The sequence below is a fragment of the Streptomyces zinciresistens K42 genome (genome assembly GCF_000225525.1).
Lineage (GTDB): Bacteria > Actinomycetota > Actinomycetes > Streptomycetales > Streptomycetaceae > Streptomyces > Streptomyces zinciresistens.
Genome location: NZ_AGBF01000083.1, coordinates 1 through 26,401 on the forward strand (window position 1 = coordinate 1; position 26,401 = coordinate 26,401).

Consider the following 26,401-nt stretch of genomic DNA (forward strand, 5'->3'; position numbering starts at 1 on the left):
CAGCACGCCCGCCGTACCGGCCGCACGCCGCGGCCCCGTCCGGCGCCCGCCGGGGGCGCCGCACGTCCGGACCGTTCCGTGCCCGCCGGTCGGCCCGCCGGGGCCGCCGGGCACGCCGGGGACGGTCCGTGACCGCCTCCGCCGCTCGTGTGCCGCCCCCAGCCAAGAAGTCATGGAACAAGCCTCACAGCAGCTCCCGTACCCGGCATGTCGGACTCCGCCACCTGACCGACCCCCCGCCCCCGGCCGCCCCCTCCGAGCAGGCACAGGCCGGGCGGCGGTGGGGAGAGCCCCCGGGCGAACCGGGGGAAACGCCCGTACCCGCTCGCCCCGCCCGCGTACCCGCGCGATCTTCCGACCCGGAAACGGTGGATCACCCGACACCGGGGGCACCCCGATGGTGAGCTGTACGGGTGCGAGAGAATGGCGGCATGGAGATGCCGAGGAACGAAGGCCAGCCCGAGACACCCCAGATCCTGGTCGTGGGCCAGGACGGGATGGCGCTCGGTGGCGGCGGCAAGGACGACGACCCCCGCGAGATCCCGGTCACGGAGCAGGTCGAGCAGCCGGCGAAGGTCATGCGGATCGGCAGCATGATCAAGCAGCTGCTGGAGGAGGTGCGCGCCGCTCCCCTGGACGAGGCGAGCCGGGTCCGGCTGAAGGAGATCCACGCCAGTTCGGTGAAGGAGCTGGAGGACGGTCTGGCGCCGGAGCTCGTGGAGGAGCTGGAGCGGCTGTCCCTGCCGTTCACGGACGAGGGCACCCCGAGCGACTCGGAACTGCGGATCGCGCAGGCCCAGTTGGTCGGCTGGCTGGAGGGCCTCTTCCACGGCATCCAGACCACGCTCTTCGCGCAGCAGATGGCCGCGCGCGCCCAGCTGGAGCAGATGCGCCGGGCCCTGCCGCCCGGTGTCGGCGGCCTGGAGGACGGCGACGGCCGCCAGGGCGGCCACTCGGGCGGACCGTACCTGTAGCCGCCCCCCGCACGCACCCGCGTACGCGAAAGGGCCCGGCCGCCGCCGGGCCCTTCTCAGCGCGCGCGGATCACTCCGGGTTGCCGGTGGAGACCTCGAACTCCATCTCCGGCGCGGCCTTCGGGTCGAAGTCGGAGCGGGCCTTGGGGTTCTGCCGCATGACGGTGCCCTGGCCGTAGGTGTTCTCGTCGACGTCGACCTTCTTGTACTTCCAGCCGGCCGCCTTCAGGCACTGCACGACCGACCCCCAGTCCTTGAAGGTCAGGTCCGGCATCGTCACCTTGTCGGGGTCGAGGTAGGACTCCCGCGGCTCGGTGCACTCGGTGGTCTCGACCGTCCGGGAGGCGTCGCCCTCGCGGTAGCCCGGCGCCCTGGAGACCGACTCCGTGGCGCTGGGGCCGCCGTCGCCGCCCCCGTCGTCCTTGGTGCGGCCGCCGCCCATGGTCAGCGCGGCGATCAGCCCGCCCACCGCGACGACGGCGACCACGGCCGAGCCGATGATCACCGACCGGTTGTTCCTGCCGCCGCCCGGGGCGTGCTGCTGCTGGTGCGCGACCGTGTACGGCGGCGGGGTGCCCTGGCCCTGCTGCGGGCCGTACGGTCCCGGCGGCGGCGTCGGGAAGCCCGACTGCTGCGGGTAGCCGTAGGCCGGGGAGGGCGCGGACGGCGCCGGGGTGCCGTACGGGTGGGGCGCCGGGGTCGGCTGGTACGGCGTCTGCACCGGGCCGGAGTGCGGCGGTGCCTGGCCGACCGGCGGGAACACCGACGCGCCGACGCCCTGGCCGGACTGCGGGCCCGAGCCGTGCACGATGCTCGGCGGGGCCGCCTGGAACGACTGGGCCACGCGCAGGCACTCGTCCCGCATGGCCTCCGCGCTGGGGAAGCGCTCGTTGGGGTTCTTCTTCAGGGCGCGGGCGACCAGCGCGTCCACGGCCGGGGGCAGGGACCGGTTGACGGAGGACGGCGCGGGCGGCTCCTCCTGCACGTGCGCGTAGGCGATGGCCAGCGGTGAGTCCGCGTCGAACGGCAGCCGCCCGGTGACGAGTTGGAAGAGCATGATGCCGACCGAGTACAGGTCGGAGCGGGCGTCCACGCCCCGGCCGAGCGCCTGCTCGGGCGAGAGGTACTGCGGGGTGCCGACCACCATGCCGGTCTGGGTCATCGAGGTCACGCCGGACTGCATGGCGCGGGCGATGCCGAAGTCCATGACCTTCACGACGCCGCGCTTGTTCATCATCACGTTGCCCGGCTTGATGTCGCGGTGGACCAGGCCCATCTCGTGGCTGATCTCCAGGGCGGCGAGCACGTCCGCGGTGATCTTCAGCGCCTTGTCGGCGGGCACGGCGCCGAACCGCCGTACGTCCTCGTCGTAGACCGAGGAGAGCGGGCGGCCCTCGATGTACTCCATGACGATGTAAGGGGTCGTCAGGGAGTCGACGGTGTCCTCGCCCGTGTCGAAGACCGAGACGATGTTGGTGTGCGTGAGCTTCGCCACTGCCTGGGCCTCGCGGCGGAACCGCTCGCGGAAGGCCGGTTCGCGGCCGAGTTCGGTGTGCAGGGTCTTGACGGCGACCTGGCGGTCGAGCACGGAGTCGTAGGCGAGGTACACCGAGGCCATGCCGCCCTGGCCGAGCAGGTCGCGCAGCTGGTAGCGGCCGCCCGCCAGCGACCGCCCGGCGTTCGCGTTCTGTGCGCCGTCCTGGCTCATGTTCTGCGTCCCCCGTGCCTCTCGGGCGCCCGCGACGGTCGTGGACCGGTGATCCCGAGTGATCCAAAGTGCTATTCCCGGCCAAGTCTGCCCCACGGCACCGACAGGTCAAGCGCGGTGCCCGTTCCGTGACCGTACGCGAAGGGAGCGTCGCGGAAGCGTTACAAGCGCCGTACGGCCGGTGCACACAATTTGCACGACGCGACGGGGAACGGGTTTCATTGCCGGTCCGTCTCCGTGCGGTTGAGGCATCCGTCTCGGACCGGCGGAATGCACAGAGGCTGTAGCGTGACCGACGGAGACCGTGACAACACCGCGCGCACCGCGGGCAGAAACGACGGCGAGGACCGATGGCACAGCAGCAGCGCGCTCAGGGCCCGTCCGACCCCGAGGCAGCTGGCGGCGGTATGTCAGAAACGCCGGAGATGTGGGGTAACGGCGGACTGGTCGGGGACGGCCGGTACCGGCTGACCCGCAGACTCGGCCGGGGCGGCATGGCCGAGGTGTTCGCGGCCGAGGACGTGCGTCTGGGACGCACCGTGGCGGTCAAGCTGCTGCGCTCCGACCTCGCCGAGGACCCGGTGTCCAAGGCCCGCTTCACACGCGAGGCCCAGTCCGTGGCCGGGCTCAACCACCACGCGATCGTCGCCGTGTACGACTCCGGCGAGGACGTGCTGGCCTCGCACAGCGTGCCGTACATCGTGATGGAGATCGTCGAGGGCCGCACCATCCGCGACCTCCTGCTCAACGCCGAGGCCCCCGGGCCCGAGCAGGCCCTGATCATCGTCTCCGGGGTCCTGGAGGCCCTCGCCTACTCGCACCAGCACGGCATCGTCCACCGGGACATCAAGCCCGCCAACGTCATCATCACCGACAACGGCGCGGTCAAGGTGATGGACTTCGGCATCGCCCGCGCCCTGCACGGCGCGCAGTCGACGATGACGCAGACCGGCATGGTCATGGGCACCCCGCAGTACCTCTCGCCCGAGCAGGCGCTCGGCAAGGCGGTCGACCACCGCTCCGACCTGTACGCGACCGGCTGCCTGCTGTACGAACTGCTCGCGCTGCGGCCCCCGTTCACCGGGGAAACCCCGCTGTCGGTGGTCTACCAGCACGTCCAGGACATCCCCACCCCGCCGTCCGAGACCTCCGACGCCTCGCCGCCGGAGCTCGACGGACTGGTCATGCGCTCGCTCGCCAAGGAGCCGGACGACCGCTTCCAGACCGCCGAGGAGATGCGCGGCCTGGTCCAGTACGGCCTGCAGATGCTCTACGACCAGGGCGGCCACACCGGCACCTGGAACACCGGCCCGGTGGCGGTGCACGAGGGCCGGCACACCCCGTCCGGCGGCTTCGCGAACACCACCGTCATGGGCCACCCCGGCAACCCGGCCTCCGGGACGACGCAGATCCCGCAGCCGATCCTGCCCGGCGGCTACGGCGGCGGCTACGGCAGCGGGGACGACGGCGGCTTCGAGGGGCACGGCAACCGCGGCAGCGGCCGCGGCAAGCTCTGGATCCTCGCCGTGCTCGCGGTGGTCGCGATCACCGCGGGCGTCGCCCTGGCGCTGAACAAGGGAGGCGGCGACACCGGCGGCGACGGCACGCCGCAGAAGCCGACCAGCTCGCAGAGCACCGGCAAGGACCGCTCGACCGACGACCCGACGGACGAGGCCACCCAGGACCCGACCGACGAGGTCACGAGCGGCGGCGGCGGCCAGGGCACCGGCCCGGACCACACCCCGTCGTCCCCGCCGACCTACACGCAGACCGAGAAGCCCACCGAGGACCCGACCACGGCCGAGCCGACCGAGGAGCCCACCCAGGAGCCGACCGAGGAGCCCACCGAGCGGCCGACGGAGGAGCCCAGCACCCCGCCGACGGTGCCGACGACCCCGACGGGCGGCGTCGAGCAGGGCTGACGCCGGCCGACGAGCCCGCCGTACACGCGCGCGTGGACCCCGCACGGGGCCACGCGCGCGTGGCGTTTCGCGCCACCGCCGAATTCCTTGATCGTTTTCCCGGGCGGGGGAATACCGGGGCAATTCCCTTCGGCCGGACGGGGGCGGCGTCACATCGCCCGGGTGATCCACCACTCGGTGACTCTTCCCGTGACCTGGCCCACCGATATAACGTGCCGTTGTTCCGGCCCCCTGCAAGGCTGTGACCAGGAGTTGTTCCCGCCTTTTGCGATTTACTTGGATATCCAAGCAAAAACGCAGGTCAGGAGGGGTTTCACAGAGATGTGGAGCACTGGGTAACGTGCCTTTTGCAGGGCGCTCGCCGGGGCACCTGTCACGCCTGTTCCCTACCGGGCCGCACCCACCCTGTGCGTCTGCGGGACAGGCGAGCCGCACTGGCACCCGGCGAACCCGGGGTAGCCGGACCGACGGAGGAGCACACGTGACCGTGGAGAGCACTGCCGCGCGAAAGCCGCGACGCAGCGCCGGTACCAAGAGCACGGCCGGCAAGACCACCACCGCGAGGAAAACGGCGGGCTCGGACCCCGAGCTCGTGCAGTTGCTGACGCCCGAGGGCAAGCGCGTCAAGAACGCCGGGTACGACAAGTACGTCGCCGGCATCACCCCGGAGGAGCTCCGCGGTCTCTACCGCGACATGGTGCTCACCCGCCGCTTCGACGCCGAGGCCACCTCCCTGCAGCGCCAGGGCGAGCTCGGCCTGTGGGCCTCGCTGCTCGGCCAGGAGGCCGCGCAGATCGGCTCCGGCCGCGCCACCCGCGAGGACGACTACGTCTTCCCGACCTACCGCGAGCACGGCGTCGCCTGGTGCCGCGGGGTGGACCCGACGAATCTCCTCGGCATGTTCCGGGGCGTGAACAACGGCGGCTGGGACCCCAACGGCAACAACTTCCAGCTGTACACCATCGTCATCGGCTCCCAGACGCTGCACGCCACCGGCTACGCCATGGGCGTCGCCAAGGACGGCGCGGACAGCGCGGTCATCGCCTACTTCGGCGACGGCGCCTCCAGCCAGGGCGACGTGGCCGAGTCCTTCACCTTCTCCGCGGTCTACAACGCCCCCGTGGTGTTCTTCTGCCAGAACAACCAGTGGGCGATCTCCGAGCCGACCGAGAAGCAGACCCGGGTGCCGCTCTACCAGCGCGCCCAGGGCTTCGGCTTCCCCGGCGTCCGCGTCGACGGCAACGACGTCCTGGCCTGCCTGGCCGTGACGAAGTGGGCGCTGGAGCGCGCCCGCCGCGGCGAGGGCCCGACGCTCGTCGAGGCGTACACGTACCGCATGGGCGCCCACACCACCTCCGACGACCCCTCCAAGTACCGCGCCGACGAGGAGCGCGAGGCGTGGGAGGCCAAGGACCCGATCCTGCGCCTTCGCCGCTATCTGGAGGCCGCAAACCACGCGGACGAGGGATTCTTCGCGGAACTGGAGACGGAGAGCGAAGCGTTGGGCAAGCGAGTGCGCGAGGCGGTCCGCGCCATGCCCGACCCGGACCGCTTCGCCATCTTCGAGAACGTGTACGCGGACGGGCACGCGCTCGTCGACGAGGAGCGCGCCCAGTTCGCCGCCTACCAGGCGTCGTTCGCGGACGCGGAGGGGGTCTGACATGGCAGCGGAGAAGATGGCTCTGGCCAAGGCGATCAACGAGTCGCTGCGCCGCGCCCTGGAGTCGGACCCCAAGGTCCTCATCATGGGCGAGGACGTCGGCAAGCTCGGCGGTGTCTTCCGGGTGACGGACGGCCTCCAGAAGGACTTCGGCGAGAGCCGCGTCATCGACACCCCGCTCGCCGAGTCCGGCATCGTCGGCACGGCGATCGGTCTCGCCCTGCGCGGCTACCGCCCGGTGGTGGAGATCCAGTTCGACGGCTTCGTCTTCCCGGCGTACGACCAGATCGTCACGCAGCTCGCGAAGATGCACGCCCGCTCGCTCGGCAAGGTCAAGCTCCCGGTCGTCGTGCGCATCCCCTACGGCGGCGGCATCGGCGCGGTGGAGCACCACTCGGAGTCCCCCGAGGCGCTCTTCGCGCATGTGGCCGGCCTGAAGATCGTCAGCCCGTCGAACGCGTCGGACGCCTACTGGATGATGCAGCAGGCCATCCAGAGCGACGACCCGGTGATCTTCTTCGAGCCCAAGCGGCGCTACTGGGACAAGGACGAGGTCGCCACCGAGGCGATCCCCGGCCCGCTGCACCGGGCCCGCGTCGTGCGCGAGGGCACGGACCTCACCCTGGCGGCCTACGGCCCGATGGTGAAGCTGTGCCGGGAGGTCGCCGACGCGGCCGCCGAGGAGGGCCGCGACCTGGAGGTCCTGGACCTGCGCTCGGTCTCCCCGATCGACTTCGACTCCCTCCAGAGCTCCGTGGAGAAGACCCGCCGGCTGGTGGTCGTCCACGAGGCCCCGGTGTTCTTCGGCTCGGGCGCGGAGATCGCCGCCCGGATCACGGAGCGCTGCTTCTACCACCTGGAGGCCCCGGTGCTGCGGGTGGGCGGTTACCACGCCCCCTATCCGCCGGCGCGTCTGGAGGAGGAGTACCTGCCGGGCCTGGACCGGGTGCTCGACGCCGTCGACCGTGCCCTGGCGTACTGAGGAGAGGGTCGTGACGACGATGACGGAAGCGTCCGTGCGCGAGTTCAAGATGCCCGACGTGGGCGAGGGACTCACCGAGGCCGAGATCCTCAAGTGGTACGTCCAGCCCGGTGACACGGTCACCGACGGCCAGACGGTGTGCGAGGTGGAGACCGCCAAGGCGGCGGTGGAACTGCCCATCCCCTACGACGGCGTGGTCCGCGAGCTGCGCTTCCCCGAGGGCGCCACGGTGGACGTCGGCACGGCGATCATCACGGTCGACGTGGGGGGCGCGGGCACGGCGGCCGAGGCTCCCGCGGCGCCCGCCGCACGGCCGGCGGCCCCGGCCGAGGCGACCGGGGCCAAGGAGGCCGACGAGGCCAAGCCGGCGGGCTCGGGCCGCCAGCCGGTCCTGGTCGGCTACGGCGTCGCCGCGTCCTCCACCCGGCGCCGCCCCCGCAAGGGGGCCGGGGTCCCGCGCCAGGAGCCCCCGGCGCCCGCCCAGGCTCTCCAGGCCGAGCTGAACGGCCACGGGGCGGCGGGCGCCGCGGCCACCGCCCGGCCGCTGGCCAAGCCGCCGGTGCGCAAGCTGGCCAAGGACCTGGGCGTCGACCTGGCCGCGGTGACCCCGACCGGCCCCGACGGCGTCATCACGCGGGAGGACGTCCACGCGGCGGCCGCTCCCCCGGTCCCGGCCGCCGCGCAGCCCGCTCCGGCCGCGCCCGTCGCCGCATCTGCCGCCGCCCCGGAGCCCGCCGCGTCGTACGACGGCGCGCGCGAGACGCGTGTCCCCGTCAAGGGCGTGCGCAAGGCGACGGCGGCGGCGATGGTCGGCTCGGCGTTCACGGCACCGCATGTCACGGAGTTCGTGACGGTGGACGTGACGCGCACGATGAGGCTGGTCGAGGAGCTGAAGGGCGACAAGGAGTTCGCGGGCCTGCGCGTGAACCCGCTGCTGCTGGTCGCCAAGGCCCTGCTGCTCGCGATCCGCCGCAATCCCGAGGTCAACGCCTCCTGGGACGAGGCGAACCAGGAGATCGTGCAGAAGCACTACGTCAACCTGGGCATCGCCGCCGCGACCCCGCGCGGGCTGATCGTCCCGAACATCAAGGACGCGGGCACCCTCACGCTCCCGGAGCTGGCGCGGGCCCTGGGCGAGCTGGTGGCGACGGCCCGCGAGGGCCGGACCACGCCCGCCGCGATGCAGGGCGGCACGGTCACCATCACCAACGTCGGCGTCTTCGGCGTCGACACCGGCACGCCGATCCTGAACCCCGGCGAGTCCGCGATCCTCGCGATGGGCGCGATCAGGCTCCAGCCGTGGGTCCACAAGGGCAAGGTGAAGCCGCGTCAGGTCACCACGCTGGCGCTGAGCTTCGACCACCGCCTGGTGGACGGCGAGCTCGGCTCCAAGGTGCTCGCGGACGTGGCGGCGGTCCTGGAGCAGCCGAAGCGGCTGATGACCTGGGCGTGAGCCGCGGACGGCGGCGCGACGCGAACCGCTGACGACGGGCACACGCCGGCCGGCGACGGCTGACGGCGGCCGGCTACCAGCCGGTGACGGCAAGAGAACGGGGGCGGCCGCTCCGGGCGGCCGCCCCCTCTCCGTGCGCTGTTCCGCGTGCGCGTCAGCCGATCTCGGCGTAGCCGTAGGTGATGAGCTTCTTCACGTCCTCCGTGCGCTTCGCCTCCGAGGGGGCGGTCAGCACGGTGCCCATGACCGACTCGCCGTTCCGCGTGGCGGCGAAGACGAGGCAGTACTTGGCCTCGGCCCCGGAGCCGGTCTTCACGCCGAGCGTGCCGTTCCAGCCGAGCAGCGTGTTGGTGTTCTTCCACGCGGCCATGGTGCGGGTGGAGCCGGTCTTCGTGATCGTCTTCGCCGTGTACGACGTCGTCTTCACGACCGACTTGAACGTCGTGCTCGTCATCGTGCTGCGGGCGAGCTTGGTCAGGTCGCGCGGCGTCGAGTAGTTCGAGCCGTTGCTGATGCCGTCGAACGAGTCGAACTTCGTGTTCGTCATGCCCAGGCTCTTGGCCATGGTGTTCATCTTTCCGATGAACGACTTCACGCGCGCGTTGACCGTCGAGCCCGTGCCGAACTTGTCGGCGAGGGCCATGGCGGCGTCGCAGCCCGACTTGAGCATCATCCCGTACAGCAGCTGGCGGACGGTGACCTTGTCACCGACGATCAGGTTCGCCGACGAGGCTCCCTTGGACACTATGTAGTCGCTGACCTCCTTCCGGATGGTGACCTTGGTGTCCAGGTTGAGGTTCGACTGCGACAGCACGACCTTCGCCGTCATGATCTTCGTCGTCGACGCGGTGAGTCCCCGCGTGTCGGCGGCCTTGGTGAAGAGGGTCTTACCCGTGGCGCTGTTCATGACGAACCCGCCCTTGGCGCTGATCGAGGGCGTGGTGGCGGCCTGCGCGGGCACCGCGGTGACGGCGCCGGAGACGATGACCGCGCCCGTCGAGACGAGGACGGCCGCGGTACGGCGGACACGCATGCCCTTGATGGGAGTTATCAACTGAAATACCCCAATTGCATCGAATGCCCCTGCGATGCGGCCGAGTTGGAAGGGGGGAGAAAGAAGGGCCGCACGTGTGTGACTCGTAACTAGCACAGAAGGTTGTGCCCCGGTGTGCACGACTGCCGCTTCTTTGCCGGAGATTTCGCCCGCGGTCACCCGGAGCGGCCCCCCGCGGGTCCCCCGCGGGTCCCCCGCAGGCCCCCCGCTGACACCGCGCTGACACCGCGCGGGTCCGCATGATGGACGCGGGCCACGATGCGTACGTGTTGTATCTATGCTGTGGGCATGTCTTCCGCCCCGCCCGCGACCCTCAGGCGGCCCCCCGCCGCCGACCGCGTCTACACCCACGTCAAGCAGGGCGTTCTGGAACGCCGTTACGAGGGAGGGACACTGCTCACCGAGGGCGAGCTCGCCGAGGCCGTGGGTGTCTCGCGCACCCCCGTGCGCGAGGCGCTGCTGCGGCTGGAGGTCGAGGGGCTGATCAAGCTCTATCCGAAGAAGGGCGCCCTGGTCCTGCCGGTCTCCGCGCAGGAGATCAAGGACGTCGTGGAGACCCGGATGCTCGTCGAGCAGCACGCGGCGCGCAAGGCCGTCCCCGCGCCCCCTCAACTCATCGCGCGCCTGGAGGAACTGCTGGCCCGTCAGCAGGAGCAGGCCGCCGCCGGCGATCTCGCGGGCGCCGCGGTCACCGACCGCTGCTTCCACGCGGAGATCGTCCGCAGCGGCGGCAACGAGATCCTCTCGCGCCTGTACGACCAACTGCGCGACCGCCAGCTGCGGATGGGCGTCGCAGTCCTGCACTCGCACCCCGACCGGATCGCCAAGACCCTCGCCGAGCACGAGGAGATCCTTCAGGCCCTGCGCTCCGGCGACGGCGAGGCGGCGGTCGGCCTGGTCCACCGGCACATCGACTGGTTCTCGCACCTGGCGCGGGGTGAGGAGCGATGAGGCACACCGCGCTGCCGGGCGACCCGCCGGGCGGCCGCCGCGCCGCCGCCGTGTGGGGCGTCGGCGTCTCGGTCTACTTCGTCGCCGTCATCTTCCGCACCTCGCTGGGTGTCGCCGGCCTCGACGCCGCCGACCGCTTCGACGTCAACGCCTCCGCGCTGTCCACCTTCTCCATCCTCCAGCTCCTCGTCTACGCGGGCATGCAGATACCCGTGGGCCTGCTCGTCGACCGGCTCGGCACCAAGAAGGTGCTGGCGATCGGCGCGGTGCTGTTCACGGCCGGCCAGCTCGCCTTCGCCCTGTCCCCGTCGTACGGCATGGCCCTGGCCTCGCGCGCCCTGCTGGGCTGCGGGGACGCGATGACGTTCATCAGCGTGCTGCGCCTGGGCACCCGCTGGTTCCCGGCCCGGCGCGGCCCCCTGATCGCCCAGCTCGCGGGTCTGGCGGGCATGGCGGGCAACCTCGTCTCCACACTGGTGCTGGCGCGGCTGCTGCACGGGGTCGGCTGGACGGCCGCCTTCGCGGGCAGCGCGGTCGCGGGCGTCGTGGTGCTCGTCCTGCTGCTGCTGTTCCTCAAGGACCACCCCGAGGGCCACGAGCCCGCGCCGCTGCCCCACCAGGGAGCGGCCTACGTACGCCGCCAGATCGGCGCCGCCTGGCGCGAGCCCGGCACCCGCCTCGGGCTGTGGGTGCACTTCACGACGCAGTTCCCGGCGATGGTGTTCCTGCTGCTGTGGGGACTGCCCTTCCTGGTGGAGGCCCAGGGCCTGTCCCGGGCCACCGCCGGTGAACTGCTCACCCTCGTCGTCCTCGCGAACATGGCGGTCGGCCTGGTCTACGGCCAGGTCGTCGCCCGGCACCACGGGGCCCGGCTCCCCCTCGCGCTCGGCACGGTCGCCGCGACCGCCCTCGTGTGGGCCGCCACCCTGCTGTGGCCCGGTGCCACGGCCCCGATGTGGCTGCTCGTCGTGCTGTGCGCGGTGCTCGGGGCGTGCGGGCCGGCCTCCATGCTCGGCTTCGACTTCGCCCGGCCGGCCAATCCGCCGGAGCGGCAGGGCACGGCGTCCGGCATCACGAACATGGGCGGGTTCGTCGCCTCGATGACGACGCTCTTCGCGGTCGGTGTGCTGCTGGACGCGACCGGCGGGGACTACTCCCTCGCCTTCTCGGTGGTGTTCGTCCTCCAGGCGCTGGGCGTCAGCCAGATCCTGCGGCTGCGCGGGCGCGCGGCACGCCGGGAGCGGGAACGGCTGGTCGCCAGCAGGGTGGAGACCGTGCACGTGCCCGCCTGACCGGCGAGCGGACCGGGCGGACCGGCGCCGGGGCGGGCCGGGGGGCCGACCGGCGGCCCCGCGGCGGCTCGCGCACCGTGCGCTGCGGCGGGCCGCGGGGTGCTACGGCGTGACGGTGAAGTTGCGCAGGATCGCCTTGGTCAGGCCGGGGTCGCCCTCCGCCTTCACCCGGTCCGCCACCGCGTCGGGCGTGACCCGGCCGCAGGCCAGGCGGACGAAGGTCTCCCAGTCCAGGGTCAGCGTGGCGGCGGGGCCCAGCGCGGGCGCCGTCTCCACGGTGCCGCGGCCCTGGATGTCGACGCGGATCGTGCGCAGGAACTCGACCGGCCCGTGCACGTCGATGACGATGGCCGAGCTGCGCGGGGCGTCGGCCTTGGTGGCGATGACCTCGGGCAGCCGGTCGAGCAGCACGTCGCGGGCGATGTGCGCGCCGGGGGAGTCGAGGTCGCCGGGGCGGCCGACGGCGGCGCGCAGGTCCTGCTCGTGGACCCAGACGTCGAACGCGTGCCCGCGCATGGCCTCTTCGAGGGTGTGCTCGGTGCCGAGCGGGCCGCGCACCTTGGTGCCGGGCTCGCGCGACTCGTTGCGCAGCTGGCGGTTGCGGCGGATGACCGTGTACTCCAGCTCGGACGTCATCTCCGGCGCCGTGTGGTGGCGGCGGACGTCGACCTGCATCTCCATGTACCGCTGGCTGTCGTTGGTGACGTGGAAGAGGTCGCGCGGGAGCGTGTGGATGGGCCGCGGGTCGCCGAGCATCTCGCAGTCCAGCCCGATGACGTGGGAGACCACGTCCCGCACCGACCAGCCGGGGCAGGGGGTGCGCCGGTTCCATTCGCCCTCCACGAGCGGCGTCACCAACTCGGATATCGCGTCGATGGAATGGGTCCAGGCGTCGGCGTAGGGCTGGAGGGTGGGATGCAGACTCACGGAACGGGACCCCTCGGCGGTTGGTACGTCGGTTCGCGGGCAGGTTGTGGCGGCGGTGCCAGTGGGCGGCGGCAGCTGTCGGCGGGTGTCTTGAAACGCTAAGTTACGCTGCTGTGAGGCACCCCGGCAGTGCTTTCGTGTGACGATCGTAGGCCCGTGTGGAACCGCATGCGGACCGCTCGAATGCCAGGACGGTGGTAGTGTGCGCGCCTCTTTGCTCCAGATCGACGTCAATGAGGGCGAAACGGTCGAAGCGCGCAGGGTGAGAGTCGCCTCGCTGGTACGGGAGCAGGCCGGAGCGGATCTGGTCGTCCTGCCCGAGCTGTGGACGACCGGCGCCTTCGCCTACGAGGAGTTCGGCGGCGGGGCCGAGCCGCTCGACGGGCCGACCCACGACGTGATGGCCAAGGCGGCGCGCGACGCGGGCGTGTGGCTGCACGCCGGGTCGATCCCCGAGCGCGACCCCGACGGGCCGCTCTACAACACCTCCCTCGTCTTCTCCCCCTCCGGCGACCTGGCCGCCGTCTACCGCAAGATCCACCGGTTCGGCTTCGACAGGGGCGAGGCCGTGCTGATGGGCGCGGGCGAGGACCTGGTGACGGTCCGGCTGCCGGACACCCGGCTCGGCCTGGCCACCTGCTACGACCTGCGCTTCCCCGAACTCTTCCGCGGCCTGGTCGACGCCGGTGCCGAGACCCTCGTCGTCCCCGCGGGCTGGCCGGAGCGCCGCCGGGCGCACTGGACGCTGCTGGCCCAGGCGCGGGCGGTCGAGAACCAGGCGTTCGTGCTCGCCTGTGGAACGGCCGGGAGCCACGCGGGAGTTCCCCAGGCCGGTCACTCGATCGTGGTCGATCCCTGGGGCGAGGTGCTGGCGCAGGCCGGTCCGGGCGAGGAGGTGCTCACCGTGGACTTCGACCCGGGCCGGGTCGCGGTGACCCGGGACCGGTTCCCCGCGCTCAAAGACCGGATGCTCGGCCTGGCCCCGCCGCGCCGCTGACGGAGCGCCCGGTCGCGGGCCGCGTCTGACGAACCGTTTCCCCCGCGGCCGGCCCCGGACGGGCGCGACCGCTCCACCGGGGCCGGCCCGCGCGGACCTCGATCCTCCCCGCGCGGGCCCCGGCATCCCCGCGCCTGCCTCAGTCCTCCCCGCGTTCCTTCTCCGCGAGGTGGATCACGCAGACCGCCACCGCGATCAGCAGCGCCGGGTCGGCGTCGTCCCGTACGACGTCCACGCCGTAGGTCTCGCGCACGCGCAGCCAGCGCCGGGAGATCACCGCGAGGAGTTCCCCGTCGTACTCGACGGCGAACTCCCGGTCCAGGATCCTGCCGCTGACGTCCAGCTCCGTGCTGCCGTCCGCCAGGGCCACCCGGTAGTGGTTGCGCAGCAGCGACAGCCGCTTGCGGCGGATCGTCGCGAGCGGTTCGCCCTCGCGCTCGATCACCATCGTGTCGCGCAGGGCGAGCATCTTCTGGTGGATGTCGATCAGGACACGCCCCTGGACGTCCTTCAGCTCGAAGGTGTCGCGCAGCCGCATCGCCTTGCCGTCGACGAGGAACACCTTGTTTCCCCGGTCGTCCTCGATCCAGTAGTCGTCGCCGAAGCCCAGCAGCCGGTCGCGTACGAGGAATCTCATGACACGAGGACTTCCCCGCGGCCCCCCGCCCGACGCGGTCTGTAGGCCGACGGGCTGAGCCGGTGCGCCGGGCCCGCCGGCCGGGCCGGGGTGTCCCGGTCCGGCCGTCCGGAACCGGGACGGACCCTCTGCCGCCGCTGCCCGCCGGGACGGATGCTCAGGCCCCGTAGCCGTTGCTGTAGCCGTCGTTCCGGTGGTGGTGGGGGTCCTCCCCGACCACCGGGGTCGTGGGCGGCACCACGACGCGCCTGCGCCGCGCGATGCTGCTGAACGTCGTGACGCCGATCAAGCCCACGATCATCAGGATGACGCCGACGAGGTCGAGATTGACCCCGTCCATCTTCCAGTCGGTCGCGAACGTGAGGATGGCTCCCACGGCGATGAGGATGATGCACCCGCCGAGGCCCATATGTGTCGCCTCCCTGTCCGGTGGTTCCGGTCGCGATCGGGTACCCCCTCCTGCCCGAACTACCCCTCCAGGAAAGCCGCCAGAGAGTTCGCCAGCAGCCACGGGTCGTCCGTGCCGCACAGCTCCCGCGCGCTGTGCATCGACAGGATCGCCACACCGATGTCGACGGTCTTGATGCCGTGCCGGGCCGCGGTGATGGGACCGATGGTGGTGCCGCAGGGCATGGAGTTGTTGGAGACGAAGGACTGGAAGGGCACCCCCGCCCGCTCGCAGGCGGCGGCCCACACCGCGCGGCCCGAACCGTCGGTCGCGTAGCGGTTGTTGACGTTGACCTTGAGGATCGGGCCGCCGTTGACGCGCGGGTGGTGCGTCGGGTCGTGCCGCTCGGCGTAGTTGGGGTGCACGGCGTGGCCGGTGTCGGAGGAGAGGCAGACGGTGCCGGCGAAGGCGCGGGCCCGGTCCTCGTAGGAGCCGCCGCGCGCGAACACCGAGCGCTCCAGGATGCCGCCGAGGAGCGGGCCGTCGGCGCCGGTGTCGCTCTGCGAGCCGTTCTCCTCGTGGTCGAAGGCGGCCAGCACCGGGATGGAGGACGGCGCGGTGCCGGCGCCGGCCACGGCGGCCAGCGCGGCGGCGCCCGCGTGCACCGACAGGAGGTTGTCCATGCGCGGGCCCGCGAGGAGTTCCCCGTCCCGGCCGAGGTGGGCGGGCGGCTCCACGGAGTGGACCATCAGGTCCCAGCCGGCCACGTCCCCGGCGGCGAGTCCGGCGCTCTCCTCCAGGAAGGCGATGAGGTCGCCGTCGCGCACGTCGCCGAGGCCCCAGACCGGCTGGAGGTGGCGCTGCTTGTCGAGCTTGAGCCCCTCCGAGGACACCGCGCGGTCCAGGTGGACGGCGAGCTGGGGGACGCGCAGCAGCGGCCGGTCCACGTTCACCAGCCGGGAGGTGCCGTCGCGCAGCGTGAGGCGCCCGGCGAGGCCGAGGTCGCGGTCGAGCCAGGAGTTGAGCAGCGGTCCGCCGTAGATCTCGACGGCGATCTGGCGCCAGCCGTGCGCCCCGCTGTCGGGCAGCGGCTTGACCCGCAGGTTGGGGGAGTCGGTGTGGGCGCCGACGATGCGGTACGGCGTGTGGGGCGCCGCACCCTCGGGGACGTACCAGGCGACGACGGCACCGCCGCGCAGTACGTACTTGCCGCCGCTCGAACCGTCCCAGGCGTCCGTCTCCGCGACCTGGCGGAAGCCGGCCTTCTCCAGCCGCTCGGCGGTGTTCGCCACGGCGTGGTACGGCGAGGGGCTCGCCGTGAGGAAGGACATGAGGTCTTCGGTGTGGCCGCGGTCGAAGCGGGGGGGTTCGCTCATGGAGTTCACCTTAACGACGTACGAGGGCCCGCTCCCGGTGAAGGCGAGCGGGCCCTCGTCAGGGCGATGTGGAATGTCCGCGCGTGAGCGGAACGCGGGCCGCGGGGCGGCCCCGGCCGGTCAGAACGCGGCCTCGTCCAGCTCCATCAGGTCCAGGTCGACGCCCTCGGCGAGCTTGCGCGCGCCGGTGACGCCGGGCAGCACCTCGGCCGCGAAGAACTTCGCCGCCGCGATCTTGCCCTGGTAGAACGCCCTGTCCTTGGAGGAGGCGGTGGGGAGCTTCTCGGCGGCGACGGCCGCGCCCCGCAGGAGCAGGTAGCCGACGACGACGTCCCCGGAGGCGAGCAGCAGGCGGGTGGTGTTGAGGCCCACCTTGTAGATGTTCTTGACGTCCTGCTCGGTGGCCGCGAGGTCGGTGAGCATCAGGCCGACGATGGCCTCCAGCTCGACGGCGGCCTTGGCCAGGTGCTCGCGGGCGGCGCCCAGCTCCTCGCCGCCCTCGCCGAGCGCCAGGAACTTCTTGATGTCCTCGGCGAGCGAGTTCAGCGCGGCGCCCTGGTTGCGGACGATCTTCCGGAAGAAGAAGTCCTGGCCCTGGATCGCGGTGGTGCCCTCGTACAGGGTGTCGATCTTGGCGTCGCGGATGTACTGCTCGACCGGGTACTCCTGGAGGAATCCCGAGCCGCCGAAGGTCTGCAGGGACTGGGCGAGCTGCTCGTAGCCCTTCTCGGAGCCGTAGCCCTTGACGATCGGCAGGAGCAGGTCGTTGAGCGCGTGCTCGGCCCCGGCGTCCTCGCCGGCGGCCTCCTTGACGGCGATCGTGTCCTGGACGGAGGCGGTGTGCAGGACGAGGGCGCGCATGCCCTCGGCGTACGCCTTCTGCGTCATCAGCGAGCGGCGCACGTCGGGGTGGTGGGTGATGGTGACCTTGGGCGCGGTCTTGTCCATGAAGTCGGCCAGGTCCGTACCCTGGACGCGCTCCTTGGCGTACTCCAGGGCGTTGAGGTAGCCGGTGGACAGGGTGGAGATCGCCTTCGTGCCGACCATCATGCGGGCGAACTCGATGATGCGGAACATCTGGCGGATGCCGTCGTGCTTGTCGCCGATCAGCCAGCCCTTGGCGGGGTGGCGGTCGCCGAAGGTCATCTCGCAGGTGTTGGACGCCTTCAGGCCCATCTTGTGCTCGACGTTGGTGGCGTAGACGCCGTTGCGCTCGCCCAGCTCGCCGGTCTCGACGTCGAAGAGGTACTTCGGGACCAGGAAGAGGGACAGGCCCTTGGTGCCGGGGCCGGCGCCCTCGGGGCGGGCGAGGACGTAGTGGAGGATGTTCTCCTCCATGTCGTGCTCGCCGGACGTGATGAAGCGCTTCACGCCCTCGATGTGCCAGGAGCCGTCCTCCTGGCGGACCGCCCGGGTGCGCCCGGCGCCCACGTCGGAGCCCGCGTCGGGCTCGGTGAGGACCATGGTCGAGCCCCAGGTCTTCTCGACCGCGATCCGCGCGATCCTCTTCTGGACCTCGTTGCCCTCCTCGTGGAGGATGCCCGCGAAGGCGGGGCCGGAGGTGTACATCCACACGGCCGGGTTGGCGCCGAGGATCAGCTCCGCGTAGGCCCAGATCAGGGACGGGGGAGCGGTGGTGCCGCCGATCTCCTCCGCGAGGCCCAGGCGCCAGTACTCCGAGTCCATGAAGGCCCGGTAGCTCTTCTTGAAGGACGCCGGGACCGGCGCGGTGTTCGTCTCCGGGTCGAAGACCGGGGGGTTGCGGTCGGCGTCGGCGAAGGACTCCGCGAGCTCGTTCTCGGCGAGCCGGGTCAGCTCCTCCAGGATGCTCTTCGCGGTCTCGACGTCCATGTCCCCGAAGGGGCCCGTGCCGTACAGCTTGTCGCGTCCGAGGACTTCGAAGAGGTTGAACTCGATGTCGCGGAGGTTCGGCTTGTAGTGCCCCATGGTGACGACTCCGTAGCGGGATCGGCGAGGCACTGGGATCCTCGCGCTCATTCACGTACCAGCAAGTAGCTACGATGATGCTACCCGTCAGTAATAAGACGCAACCCCGGGCCGGGATCTGTGACAGGTCACACCGCCGCCGGCCCCGGCCGCCGGCCGGTCCGCCGGGACCGCCGGTACCGGTCCCCCGCCCCGGCGGCGCTCGGTACGCTTGCGCCCATGTACGGCTACGACCAGAACGTCGGTGCGCAGCAGCAGTACGCCCCGCCGCAGCAGCCCATGGCCGGTGGCGCCGGGGGATACGGCCAGCAGCCGCCGCTCTACCCCGAGCCGTCCCCGCCCTCCCTCGCGGACGCGGTGCGCGCCTTCACCACGGGGCAGATGGCGGCCGAGGACTTCCAGCAGGTCTTCGCCACCTCGAAGGTCTACTGCCCGCGCGGCGACAATCCGGGCTTCCTCGCCCTGCACAACACCCAGCAGCCGGTGATCCCGATGTTCACCTCGCTCAAGGAGCTGCGCAGGTACGCGGGCAAGGAGTCCAAGTACTTCGTCATCACCGGCGCCGAGGTCATCGACCTGCTGCCCACCGGCTACGGCTTCGTCGTGGACATGGAGGGCGAGCACCGCATGGTCTTCGACGCGAAGGCCGTCGAGCAGATGGTCGACTTCGCGATGCGCCGGATGTACGGCTGAGCGCGGCCGGGTCCTGAGCGCGGCGCCGGGTGATCCCGCCCGGCGGCCCGGCGCGGCCGTCCGCGGTCTCACGCTGAGTCGCACGCCCATGATGCGGAGCCACGTCCTGTCCGCCGTATCCGCCGTATCCGCCGCGTCCACCGCATCCACCGGCCGAAGGCCGGCGCCCGCCGAGGGTGCCGGCCTTCGGCCGTGCCCGGGGAATGTCCGGCGGGCCGTGCGGGTTGGGGGTGGCAGAAAGTTCAATGCTCAACTAAACTGGTTGCACAAGGAGGTACCGACATGCCTGCAGTGACCGTCGAGAACCCGCTGACCCTGCCCCGCGTCGCCCCGCCCGCGGCGGCCGCGGCCCGTCCCGTGCTCACCGTCACGACCGCGCCGAGCGGTTTCGAGGGTGAGGGCTTCCCGGTGCGCCGGGCGTTCGCCGGGATCAACTACCGCCATCTGGACCCGTTCATCATGATGGACCAGATGGGAGAGGTGGAGTATCAGCCCGGGGAGCCGAAGGGGACCCCGTGGCACCCGCACCGCGGCTTCGAGACCGTCACCTACATCATCGACGGGACCTTCGACCACCAGGACTCCAACGGCGGCGGCGGCACCATCACCAACGGCGACACCCAGTGGATGACGGCCGGCTCGGGCCTGCTGCACATCGAGGCGCCGCCGGAGGCGCTCGTGATGTCCGGCGGTCTCTTCCACGGCCTCCAGCTGTGGGTGAACCTCCCGGCCAAGGACAAGATGATGGCCCCGCGCTACCAGGACATCCGCGGCGGCAGCGTCCAGCTGCTGACCACCCCCGACGGCGGCGCGCTGCTGCGCGTCATCGCCGGTGAACTGGACGGGCACGCCGGTCCCGGCATCACCCACACCCCGATCACGATGATCCACGCGACGGTGGCGCCGGGCGCCGAGGTCACCCTGCCCTGGCGCGAGGACTTCAACGGGCTCGCCTACGTGCTGGCCGGAAGCGGCTCGGTGGGCGCCGAGCGCCGCCCGGTCCGCACGGGCCAGACGGCGGTCTTCGGCGAGGGCGGCTCCCTGACCGTGCGCGCCGACGAGAAGCAGGACTCCCGCACGCCGGACCTGGAGGTCGTCCTCCTGGGCGGGCGGCCGATCCGTGAGCCGATGGCCCACTACGGCCCGTTCGTCATGAACACCCGCGAGGAACTCCAGCAGGCGTTCGAGGACTTCCAGAAGGGCCGCCTGGGCACCGTCCCCGCCGTGCACGGGATGGGCGAGGGCGGGCCGGCCGAGGACTGACCCGCGCCGCGAGGCCCGCGACCGAGCCGCCCCCCGGGGCGCCGGCGCGGGCCTCGCGCGTGCCCGTCACCCGCCCGGTCGGTCCGCGCACGACAGTGCCGTGCGGCCGTGATCCGCTGGACGGGTGCAGGCCCCCGCCCCGCTGCTCCCCGGCCCCGTCCGGCACCTCGCCGCCTGGTGCGTCGTCGTGCTGCTCGTCGCCGGGGTGGTCTACGTCGGCATCCGGCTCGCCGTGGAGTTCAGCACGGCCGTCGTCCCGGTACTGCTCGCACTGCTCGGGACGGCGCTGCTCGGACCGCTGCACCGGCGCCTGGTGAGCGCGGGCGTCAACCGGTCCGTCGCCGCCGCCCTCACCTGCGTGGCCGTCGTGGCCGTCGTCGGCGGGGCCGTGTACATCGTCGCCGCCGCGATCGTCGAGAGCGGCGACCAGATCGTCGCCTCGCTGCGGCAGGCGGCACACGACCTCACCGCACGGTTCGGGCCCGCCGGGACCTCGCTCGACGACCTCGCCAAGAACGCCCGCGAACTGCTGGCCAAGTTCGGCGGCACGGCCGCCTCCGGGGTCATCAGCGGGTTCAGCGTGGTGGGCGAGACGATCGCCGTCGCGGTCCTCGCGCTGCTGCTCGTCTTCTTCTTCCTGCGGGACTCCCACCGGGTCGCCGGCGCACTGCGCGAGATCGTGCCGCGGCAGGCCGGCGACCTCACCGAGGCCATGGCCCGGCGGGCCTTCCGGGCCGTCGAGGGCTTCATGCGCGGGACCACCCTCATCGCCTTCATCGACGCCGTGTGCATCACGGTCGGGCTGTTCGTCCTCGACGTGCCCGGCGCGGTCGGGCTCGGCGCGCTCGTCTTCATCGGCGCCTACATCCCCTACCTCGGCGCCTTCATCTCGGGCGCGGTCGCGGTCCTCGTCGCGCTCGCCGACCGGGGCTTCGTCATCGCGCTGTGGGTGCTCGGCGTGGTGCTCGCCGTGCAGCAGCTCGAAGGGCACGTCCTCACGCCGGTGATCCAGAGCCGCACGGTCCAGATGCACCCGGCCGTCGTGATGGTGACGATCACCGCGGGCGCCTCCGTGGCCGGCATCCTCGGCATGCTCCTCGCCGTGCCGCTGACCGCCGCCGCCTTCGGCGTCGTCCACGAACTGCGCGAGCGCTACGGCAGCACCGAGCCCGCCGCCCCGTCCGGACCCCCCGGCTCCCCCGCGTCCGCGGACTCGTAGAGCTCGAACCAGATGCTCTTGCCCTCGCCCCTGGGGTCCACCCCCCACGCCTGGGCCAGCAGCTCGATCAGCAGCAGGCCGCGCCCGGACGACGCCAGCTCCCCCGGGCTGCGCCGGTGCGGCAGGTCGTCGCTGGTGTCGGTCACCTCCACCCGCATCCGCCGGTCCCCCGGCTCGCCCCGCACCTCCGCCAGCAGCAGCGCGTCGGCGTCGGTGTGCACCAGGACGTTGGTCAGCAGCTCGGACAGCAGCAGGACCGCCGAGTCGACCTGGTCCGCGCCGGCCCAGTCGTGCAGCAGCTCCCGCAACTGCTGGCGGGCCACCGCGACCCGCTCCGGCTCGGCCTGCGCCACCGAGAGCACGGAGCGCCGCACCGTCGGACGCGGGACCGGTCCGCCGCCGCGCCCCTCGTCGGCCTCCCCCTGCCGGTGCAGCAGCAGGACCGCTATGTCGTCCTCGCGGCGGTCGGCCAGCGGGCCGGTGGTGTGGTGGGAGGAGGGACCGTGGACGGCCTGCACGAGCCCGTCCGCCAGCGCCTCCAGATCGCCGTCGTGCTCCTCCAGGATCGAGCGGAGCCGCTTCCAGCCGGTGTCCAGGTCGTGCCCGCCGGTCTCTATCAGGCCGTCCGTGCAGATCAGCATGGTCTCGCCGGGCTCCAGGGTGATCCTGGTCGTCGGATAGTCGGCGTCCGGGTCGATGCCCAGCGGCAGCCCGCCCGCCGTCGGGCGCGCGAGCACCGTCCCGTCCGTCATCCGGATCGCCGGGTCGGGGTGCCCGGCGCGGGCGATGTCCAGCACACCGCTCGCCGGGTCGACCTCGACGTACAGGCAGGTCGCGAAGCGCGGTTCGGACGCCTCGTCGTCGCCGGCGCCGAAGGTCATGCCGTGCAGGAAGCGGGAGGCGCGGGAGAGGACGGCGTCGGGGCGGTGCCCCTCGGAGGCGTACGCCCGCAGGGCGATCCGCAGCTGGCCCATCAGCCCCGCCGCCCGCACGTCATGGCCCTGGACGTCGCCGATGACCAGGGCGAAGCGGCCGGCGCCGAACTCCGCGCGCGAGGTGCCCCCGGGCAGCGGGATCATGTCGTACCAGTCGCCGCCGACCTGGAGGCCGCCGCCCGTCGGCACATAGCGCGCGGCCACGTTCATGCCCGGAATCTGCGGGCCCAGCCGCGGCAGCATCGAGCGCTGGAGGCCGTCCGTCAGCTCCCGCGCCGACTCGGCGGCCTCGGCCCGGGTCAGGGCCTGGGCGAGCATCCGCGCCACCGTCGTCAGCACGGACCGCTCGTCCGGGGTGAAGGCGACCGGATAGGCGAACGCCGCCATCCAGGCGCCCATGGTCCGGCCGGCCACGGTCAGCGGCAGGAACGCCCAGGACTGCCGGTGGAAGTGCGCGGCGAGCGGCCAGGTCGCCGGGTAGCGGTCCTTGTAGCCCTCGGGCGAGGACAGGTAGACGGCCCGGCCGGTGCGCACGACCTCGGCCGCCGGGTAGTCGGTGTCCAGGGCCATGTGCGTGAAGGGGCCCTCGGCGCCGGGCTGCTGCCCGTGGTGGCCGATGATCGTCAGCCGGTCCCCGGTGACCCCGAACACCGCCAGGCCGTCCGGGGAGAAGCCCGGCATCGACAGGCCCGCCGCGACCCGCAGCACCTCCGACGTCGAGCGCGCCTCGGCCAGCGCCCGGCCCGCGTCCAGCAGGAACGCCTCCCGGGAGCGGCGCCAGTCCCCCGTGACCGCCCCGCGCCCCGACGCGGTGCCCGGCACCGGCTCGGTGACCTCCTGGAGGGAGCCCGTCACCTCGTAGGAGCGCTTCTCGCGGTCGAAGGAGGCGTGGAAGCGGCTGCGGCCCAGCCGGACGACACGGCCCCGGTCGTCCATGATCCGCACCCGCACCTCGCCGAGCGTGCCCTCGGCGACGGCGAGCTGGATCACCGCGCTGATCTCGTTCCAGTCCACCGGGTGCAGCCGGGCGCGCACCTGCGCCTGGCTGAGGGTGGACCGCTCGGCGGGCAGCCCGAGCAGCCGTGCCGCCTCCGCGTCGACCGAGACCAGTCCCGTGGCGGTGTTCCAGTGCCACAGTCCGGTCGCGAGGGCGGCGAGGACCTCCCCCACGCCGGGCAGGGGCTCACCAGTGCGCATTGCCCCACTCTAAGAAGAGGTGATCGCACGCTGCCACCGAAGCTGCACGGGGCATCCGCTCCGAAGGGGCCGGTACGGCGCGAAACCATGGGGAGCCGATCTTGGGCTGCCCGGTAGGCTTGGGGGAGTTTCACGTGAAACAAAGCCCCTCACGCACGCGCACATGCCCCCGATCCGCGAAGACTGGATGAACGACGATGCATCGGTACAGGTCCCACACCTGCGGCGAGCTCCGCGCCTCTGACGTCGGCACCGACGTCCGGCTGAGCGGCTGGCTGCACAATCGGCGCGACCTGGGCGGCATCCTCTTCATCGATCTGCGCGACCACTACGGCATCACCCAGCTGGTGGCCCGCCCCGGCACCCCCGCCTACGAGGCCCTGGACAAGCTGTCCAAGGAGTCCACGCTGCGGATCGACGGCAAGGTCGTCTCCCGGGGCGCGGAGAACATCAACGCCGAGCTGCCCACCGGCGAGGTCGAGGTCGAGGTCGGCGAGGTCGAGCTGCTGGGCGCCGCCGCCCCGCTGCCGTTCACGATCAACACCGAGGACGGGGTGAACGAGGAGCGGCGCCTTGAGTACCGCTTCCTGGACCTGCGCCGCGAGCGCATGCACCGCAACATCCTGCTGCGCACGTCGGTCATCTCGGCGATCCGCCACAAGATGACGGCGCTGGGCTTCAACGAGATGGCGACGCCGATCCTGTCCGCGACCTCCCCCGAGGGCGCCCGCGACTTCGTCGTCCCCTCGCGGCTGAACCCGGGCAGGTTCTACGCCCTGCCGCAGGCCCCCCAGCAGTTCAAGCAGCTGCTGATGATCTCGGGCTTCGACCGCTACTTCCAGATCGCGCCCTGCTTCCGCGACGAGGACGCCCGCGCGGACCGCTCGCCGGGCGAGTTCTACCAGCTCGACGTCGAGATGAGCTTCGTCGAGCAGGAGGACGTCTTCCGTCCGATCGAGCAGCTCATGACGGAGCTGTTCGAGGAGTTCGGCGGCGGCCGGCACGTCACCTCGCCGTTCCCGCGCATCCCGTTCCGCGAGGCGATGCTGAAGTTCGGCTCCGACAAGCCGGACCTGCGGGCGAAGCTGGAGCTGGTCGACCTCACCGACGTCTTCGACGGCTCGGAGTTCAAGGCGTTCGCGGGCAAGCACGTGCGCGCCCTGGCGGTGCCGGACGTCTCCGCGCAGCCCCGCAAGTTCTTCGACCAGCTCGGTGACTTCGCGGTCGCGCAGGGCGCCAAGGGCCTGGCCTGGGTCCGGGTGGCCGAGGACGGCTCGCTGTCCGGCCCGATCGCCAAGTTCCTCACCGAGGAGAACGTCGCCGAGCTGACCAAGCGCCTCGCGCTGGCCGCCGGGCACGCCGTGTTCTTCGGCGCGGGCGAGTTCGACGAGGTCTCGAAGATCATGGGCGCGGTCCGTGTCGAGGCCGCCAAGCGGGCCGGTCACTTCGAGGAGGGCGTGTTCCGGTTCTGCTGGATCGTCGACTTCCCGATGTACGAGAAGGACGAGGAGAGCGGCACGATCGACTTCTCGCACAACCCCTTCTCGATGCCGCAGGGCGGCCTGGAGGCCCTGGAGACCCAGGACCCGCTGGACGTCCTCGGCTGGCAGTACGACATCGTCTGCAACGGCGTGGAGCTGTCCTCCGGCGCGATCCGGAACCACGAGCCGGAGATCATGCTCAAGGCGTTCGAGATCGCGGGCTACGACCGCGAGACCGTCGAGGAGAAGTTCGCGGGGATGCTGCGCGCCCTGCGCTTCGGCGCCCCGCCGCACGGCGGCATCGCCCCGGGCGTCGACCGCATCGTCATGCTGCTGGCCGACGAGCCCAACATCCGCGAGACCATCGCCTTCCCGCTCAACGGCAACGCCCAGGACCTGATGATGGGCGCGCCGACGGAGCTGGAGGAGGCCCGGCTGAAGGAGCTGCACCTGTCGGTGCGCAAGCCCCAGCCGAAGTAGCGGCGAGCACGCGGAAGCGGCCCGGAACCGGTCTCGGTTCCGGGCCGCTTTCCGTGGGCGCGGCGGGGCGTCAGTCCTCGGCGGGGGGCCGCAGCGCCTCCTCCTCCAGCAGCCGTTCCGCGATGTCGTCCGCCCAGGCCCGCACCCAGCGGCGCAGCGCCCGCACCGACTCCTCGCCCTGGCCGCGGCCGGCGAGGAGGCGGTCGTCCAGCATCTCGGTGGCCTCCAGGCGGGCCTGGAGGTCGGCCGGGTCGAACGCGTCCCAGGCGTGCCGGCGGCCCAGTTCCTCCAGGTCGGGGAAGCTCCAGTGGGCCGCGGCGGCGTGGACGTCGGTGAGGTCGCCGGCGCTGCCCCGGTCGGTCAGGGCCCGCACCTTCGTGCCGATCAGGTCCTCCAGCGAGAGCGCCGGGCCGTCGTCGGTGAGGGCGGGCGGGTGCCAGAGGGTCTCCTTCGTGAGGTCGAGCGTGATCTCACGGGCGGGGGCCGGGGCGGGTGTCCCGGCGAGGGCGTCGGCGCGGTCGCGGTCCTCGACCAGCAGGCGGGCGGAGAGCGGGTCGGCCTCCACCCGGCGCACCCGCCAGCCCCGCTGGTCCAGTCCGGCCAGGAGGGCGGCGGCGATCCGGTCCATGGGTTCGGCGGACTCGGTCGCCATCTCCAGCGCGGCGGGGTCGTCGTCCGGGTCCCCGGGGAGCAGGCCGTGGGCGCGGACCGCGCACGCGCCGGCCAGGACGAGCGGGTAGCGGGCGCCGACGGCGAGGACGTCGGACGGCAGGTGGCGGCGGTGCGGCATCATCGTGCGCCGATTATGGCGCGGGGCGGCCGGCCGTCCGGCCGCCGCGGCCGGCGGCCTCGCCGGGGCGGGTGA

Annotated in this window: 21 protein-coding genes; 12 read left to right on the top strand and 9 right to left on the bottom strand. The window is 72.2% G+C overall.

The window, feature by feature from the left end; genetic code table 11:
* Nucleotides 1-431 precede the first annotated feature (431 nt).
* Nucleotides 432-974, top strand: coding sequence for a bacterial proteasome activator family protein (locus SZN_RS21330; protein WP_007498440.1), 543 nt, complete (start codon nt 432-434; stop codon nt 972-974).
* 70 nt (nt 975-1,044) lie between these two features.
* Here the strand turns inward: SZN_RS21330 and SZN_RS21335 are convergent, their stop codons facing one another.
* Complete coding sequence (locus SZN_RS21335) at nt 1,045-2,682, bottom strand: protein kinase domain-containing protein (RefSeq protein WP_007498441.1); 1,638 nt, start codon at nt 2,680-2,682, stop codon at nt 1,045-1,047.
* A gap of 350 nt (nt 2,683-3,032) precedes the next feature.
* On the opposite strand from SZN_RS21335, the gene SZN_RS21340 reads away from it, so the two are divergent.
* The 4 genes from SZN_RS21340 to SZN_RS21355 all read left to right on the top strand — a co-directional run bounded on the left by SZN_RS21340 (nt 3,033) and on the right by SZN_RS21355 (nt 8,699).
* Complete coding sequence (locus tag SZN_RS21340) at nt 3,033-4,604, top strand: protein kinase domain-containing protein (protein WP_078508795.1); 1,572 nt, start codon at nt 3,033-3,035, stop codon at nt 4,602-4,604.
* A gap of 481 nt (nt 4,605-5,085) precedes the next feature.
* On the top strand, nt 5,086-6,264 hold the full coding sequence (gene pdhA / locus SZN_RS21345) for a pyruvate dehydrogenase (acetyl-transferring) E1 component subunit alpha (protein ID WP_007498445.1): 1,179 nt from the start codon (nt 5,086-5,088) through the stop codon (nt 6,262-6,264).
* Nucleotide 6,265: 1 nt separating this feature from the next.
* Nucleotides 6,266-7,246, top strand: a complete 981-nt coding sequence (locus SZN_RS21350) for an alpha-ketoacid dehydrogenase subunit beta (protein ID WP_007498447.1) — start codon at nt 6,266-6,268, stop codon at nt 7,244-7,246.
* Between the two features lie 10 nt (nt 7,247-7,256).
* Nucleotides 7,257-8,699 carry a dihydrolipoamide acetyltransferase family protein gene (locus tag SZN_RS21355; RefSeq protein ID WP_007498449.1) on the top strand — a complete coding sequence of 481 codons (1,443 nt, stop codon included), beginning with the start codon at nt 7,257-7,259 and terminating at the stop codon, nt 8,697-8,699.
* 154 nt (nt 8,700-8,853) lie between these two features.
* Here the strand turns inward: SZN_RS21355 and SZN_RS21360 are convergent, their stop codons facing one another.
* Nucleotides 8,854-9,732, bottom strand: coding sequence for a D-alanyl-D-alanine carboxypeptidase family protein (locus SZN_RS21360; RefSeq protein ID WP_007498450.1), 879 nt, complete (start codon nt 9,730-9,732; stop codon nt 8,854-8,856).
* Nucleotides 9,733-10,041: 309 nt separating this feature from the next.
* On the opposite strand from SZN_RS21360, the gene SZN_RS21365 reads away from it, so the two are divergent.
* Nucleotides 10,042-10,704: a GntR family transcriptional regulator gene (locus SZN_RS21365; RefSeq protein WP_007498452.1), complete on the top strand. Its 663-nt coding sequence runs from the start codon at nt 10,042-10,044 to the stop codon at nt 10,702-10,704.
* Nucleotides 10,701-11,996 (top strand): MFS transporter, encoded by a 1,296-nt coding sequence (locus tag SZN_RS21370; protein WP_007498454.1) that lies wholly within the window; start codon nt 10,701-10,703, stop codon nt 11,994-11,996. Before SZN_RS21365 ends, SZN_RS21370 begins: the two co-directional genes overlap by 4 nt.
* 102 nt (nt 11,997-12,098) lie before the next feature.
* Here the strand turns inward: SZN_RS21370 and SZN_RS21375 are convergent, their stop codons facing one another.
* Nucleotides 12,099-12,923 carry a maleylpyruvate isomerase family mycothiol-dependent enzyme gene (locus SZN_RS21375; RefSeq protein ID WP_007498456.1) on the bottom strand — a complete coding sequence of 275 codons (825 nt, stop codon included), beginning with the start codon at nt 12,921-12,923 and terminating at the stop codon, nt 12,099-12,101.
* 202 nt (nt 12,924-13,125) lie between these two features.
* Here SZN_RS21375 and SZN_RS21380 point away from each other — a divergent pair, with 202 nt between their 5' ends.
* Nucleotides 13,126-13,920: a carbon-nitrogen family hydrolase gene (locus tag SZN_RS21380; protein ID WP_043732235.1), complete on the top strand. Its 795-nt coding sequence runs from the start codon at nt 13,126-13,128 to the stop codon at nt 13,918-13,920.
* A 139-nt stretch (nt 13,921-14,059) separates the two neighbouring features.
* Here SZN_RS21380 and SZN_RS21385 read toward each other — a convergent pair whose 3' ends face one another.
* From SZN_RS21385 to SZN_RS21400, 4 genes are all read right to left on the bottom strand, one after another.
* Nucleotides 14,060-14,557 (bottom strand): LURP-one-related/scramblase family protein, encoded by a 498-nt coding sequence (locus SZN_RS21385; RefSeq protein WP_007498460.1) that lies wholly within the window; start codon nt 14,555-14,557, stop codon nt 14,060-14,062.
* A 157-nt stretch (nt 14,558-14,714) separates the two neighbouring features.
* Nucleotides 14,715-14,966, bottom strand: a complete 252-nt coding sequence (locus SZN_RS21390; protein WP_007498462.1) for a DUF6458 family protein — start codon at nt 14,964-14,966, stop codon at nt 14,715-14,717.
* A gap of 59 nt (nt 14,967-15,025) precedes the next feature.
* Nucleotides 15,026-16,321: a M18 family aminopeptidase gene (locus SZN_RS21395; protein WP_007498464.1), complete on the bottom strand. Its 1,296-nt coding sequence runs from the start codon at nt 16,319-16,321 to the stop codon at nt 15,026-15,028.
* 120 nt (nt 16,322-16,441) lie between these two features.
* On the bottom strand, nt 16,442-18,268 hold the full coding sequence (locus SZN_RS21400) for an acyl-CoA dehydrogenase (RefSeq protein WP_007498465.1): 1,827 nt from the start codon (nt 18,266-18,268) through the stop codon (nt 16,442-16,444).
* A gap of 219 nt (nt 18,269-18,487) precedes the next feature.
* On the opposite strand from SZN_RS21400, the gene SZN_RS21405 reads away from it, so the two are divergent.
* The 3 genes from SZN_RS21405 (at nt 18,488) to SZN_RS21415 (ending at nt 21,443) form a co-directional block, all read left to right on the top strand.
* Nucleotides 18,488-18,961, top strand: coding sequence for an SseB family protein (locus SZN_RS21405; protein ID WP_007498467.1), 474 nt, complete (start codon nt 18,488-18,490; stop codon nt 18,959-18,961).
* A 282-nt stretch (nt 18,962-19,243) separates the two neighbouring features.
* Nucleotides 19,244-20,224, top strand: coding sequence for a pirin family protein (locus SZN_RS21410; protein ID WP_063741765.1), 981 nt, complete (start codon nt 19,244-19,246; stop codon nt 20,222-20,224).
* Between the two features lie 124 nt (nt 20,225-20,348).
* Nucleotides 20,349-21,443 carry an AI-2E family transporter gene (locus SZN_RS21415; RefSeq protein WP_007498471.1) on the top strand — a complete coding sequence of 365 codons (1,095 nt, stop codon included), beginning with the start codon at nt 20,349-20,351 and terminating at the stop codon, nt 21,441-21,443.
* On the opposite strand, the gene SZN_RS21420 is transcribed toward SZN_RS21415, so the two are convergent.
* A complete protein-coding gene (locus SZN_RS21420) occupies nt 21,377-23,575 on the bottom strand; it encodes a SpoIIE family protein phosphatase (RefSeq protein WP_007498474.1) in 2,199 nt (732 codons plus the stop codon). The two genes, SZN_RS21415 and SZN_RS21420, sit on opposite strands and share 67 nt — an antisense overlap.
* A gap of 197 nt (nt 23,576-23,772) precedes the next feature.
* On the opposite strand from SZN_RS21420, the gene aspS reads away from it, so the two are divergent.
* On the top strand, nt 23,773-25,536 hold the full coding sequence (gene aspS, locus SZN_RS21425; protein ID WP_007498476.1) for an aspartate--tRNA ligase: 1,764 nt from the start codon (nt 23,773-23,775) through the stop codon (nt 25,534-25,536).
* A 70-nt stretch (nt 25,537-25,606) separates the two neighbouring features.
* Here aspS and SZN_RS21430 read toward each other — a convergent pair whose 3' ends face one another.
* Nucleotides 25,607-26,329, bottom strand: coding sequence for a hypothetical protein (locus SZN_RS21430; RefSeq protein ID WP_007498478.1), 723 nt, complete (start codon nt 26,327-26,329; stop codon nt 25,607-25,609).
* Nucleotides 26,330-26,401 lie beyond the last annotated feature (72 nt).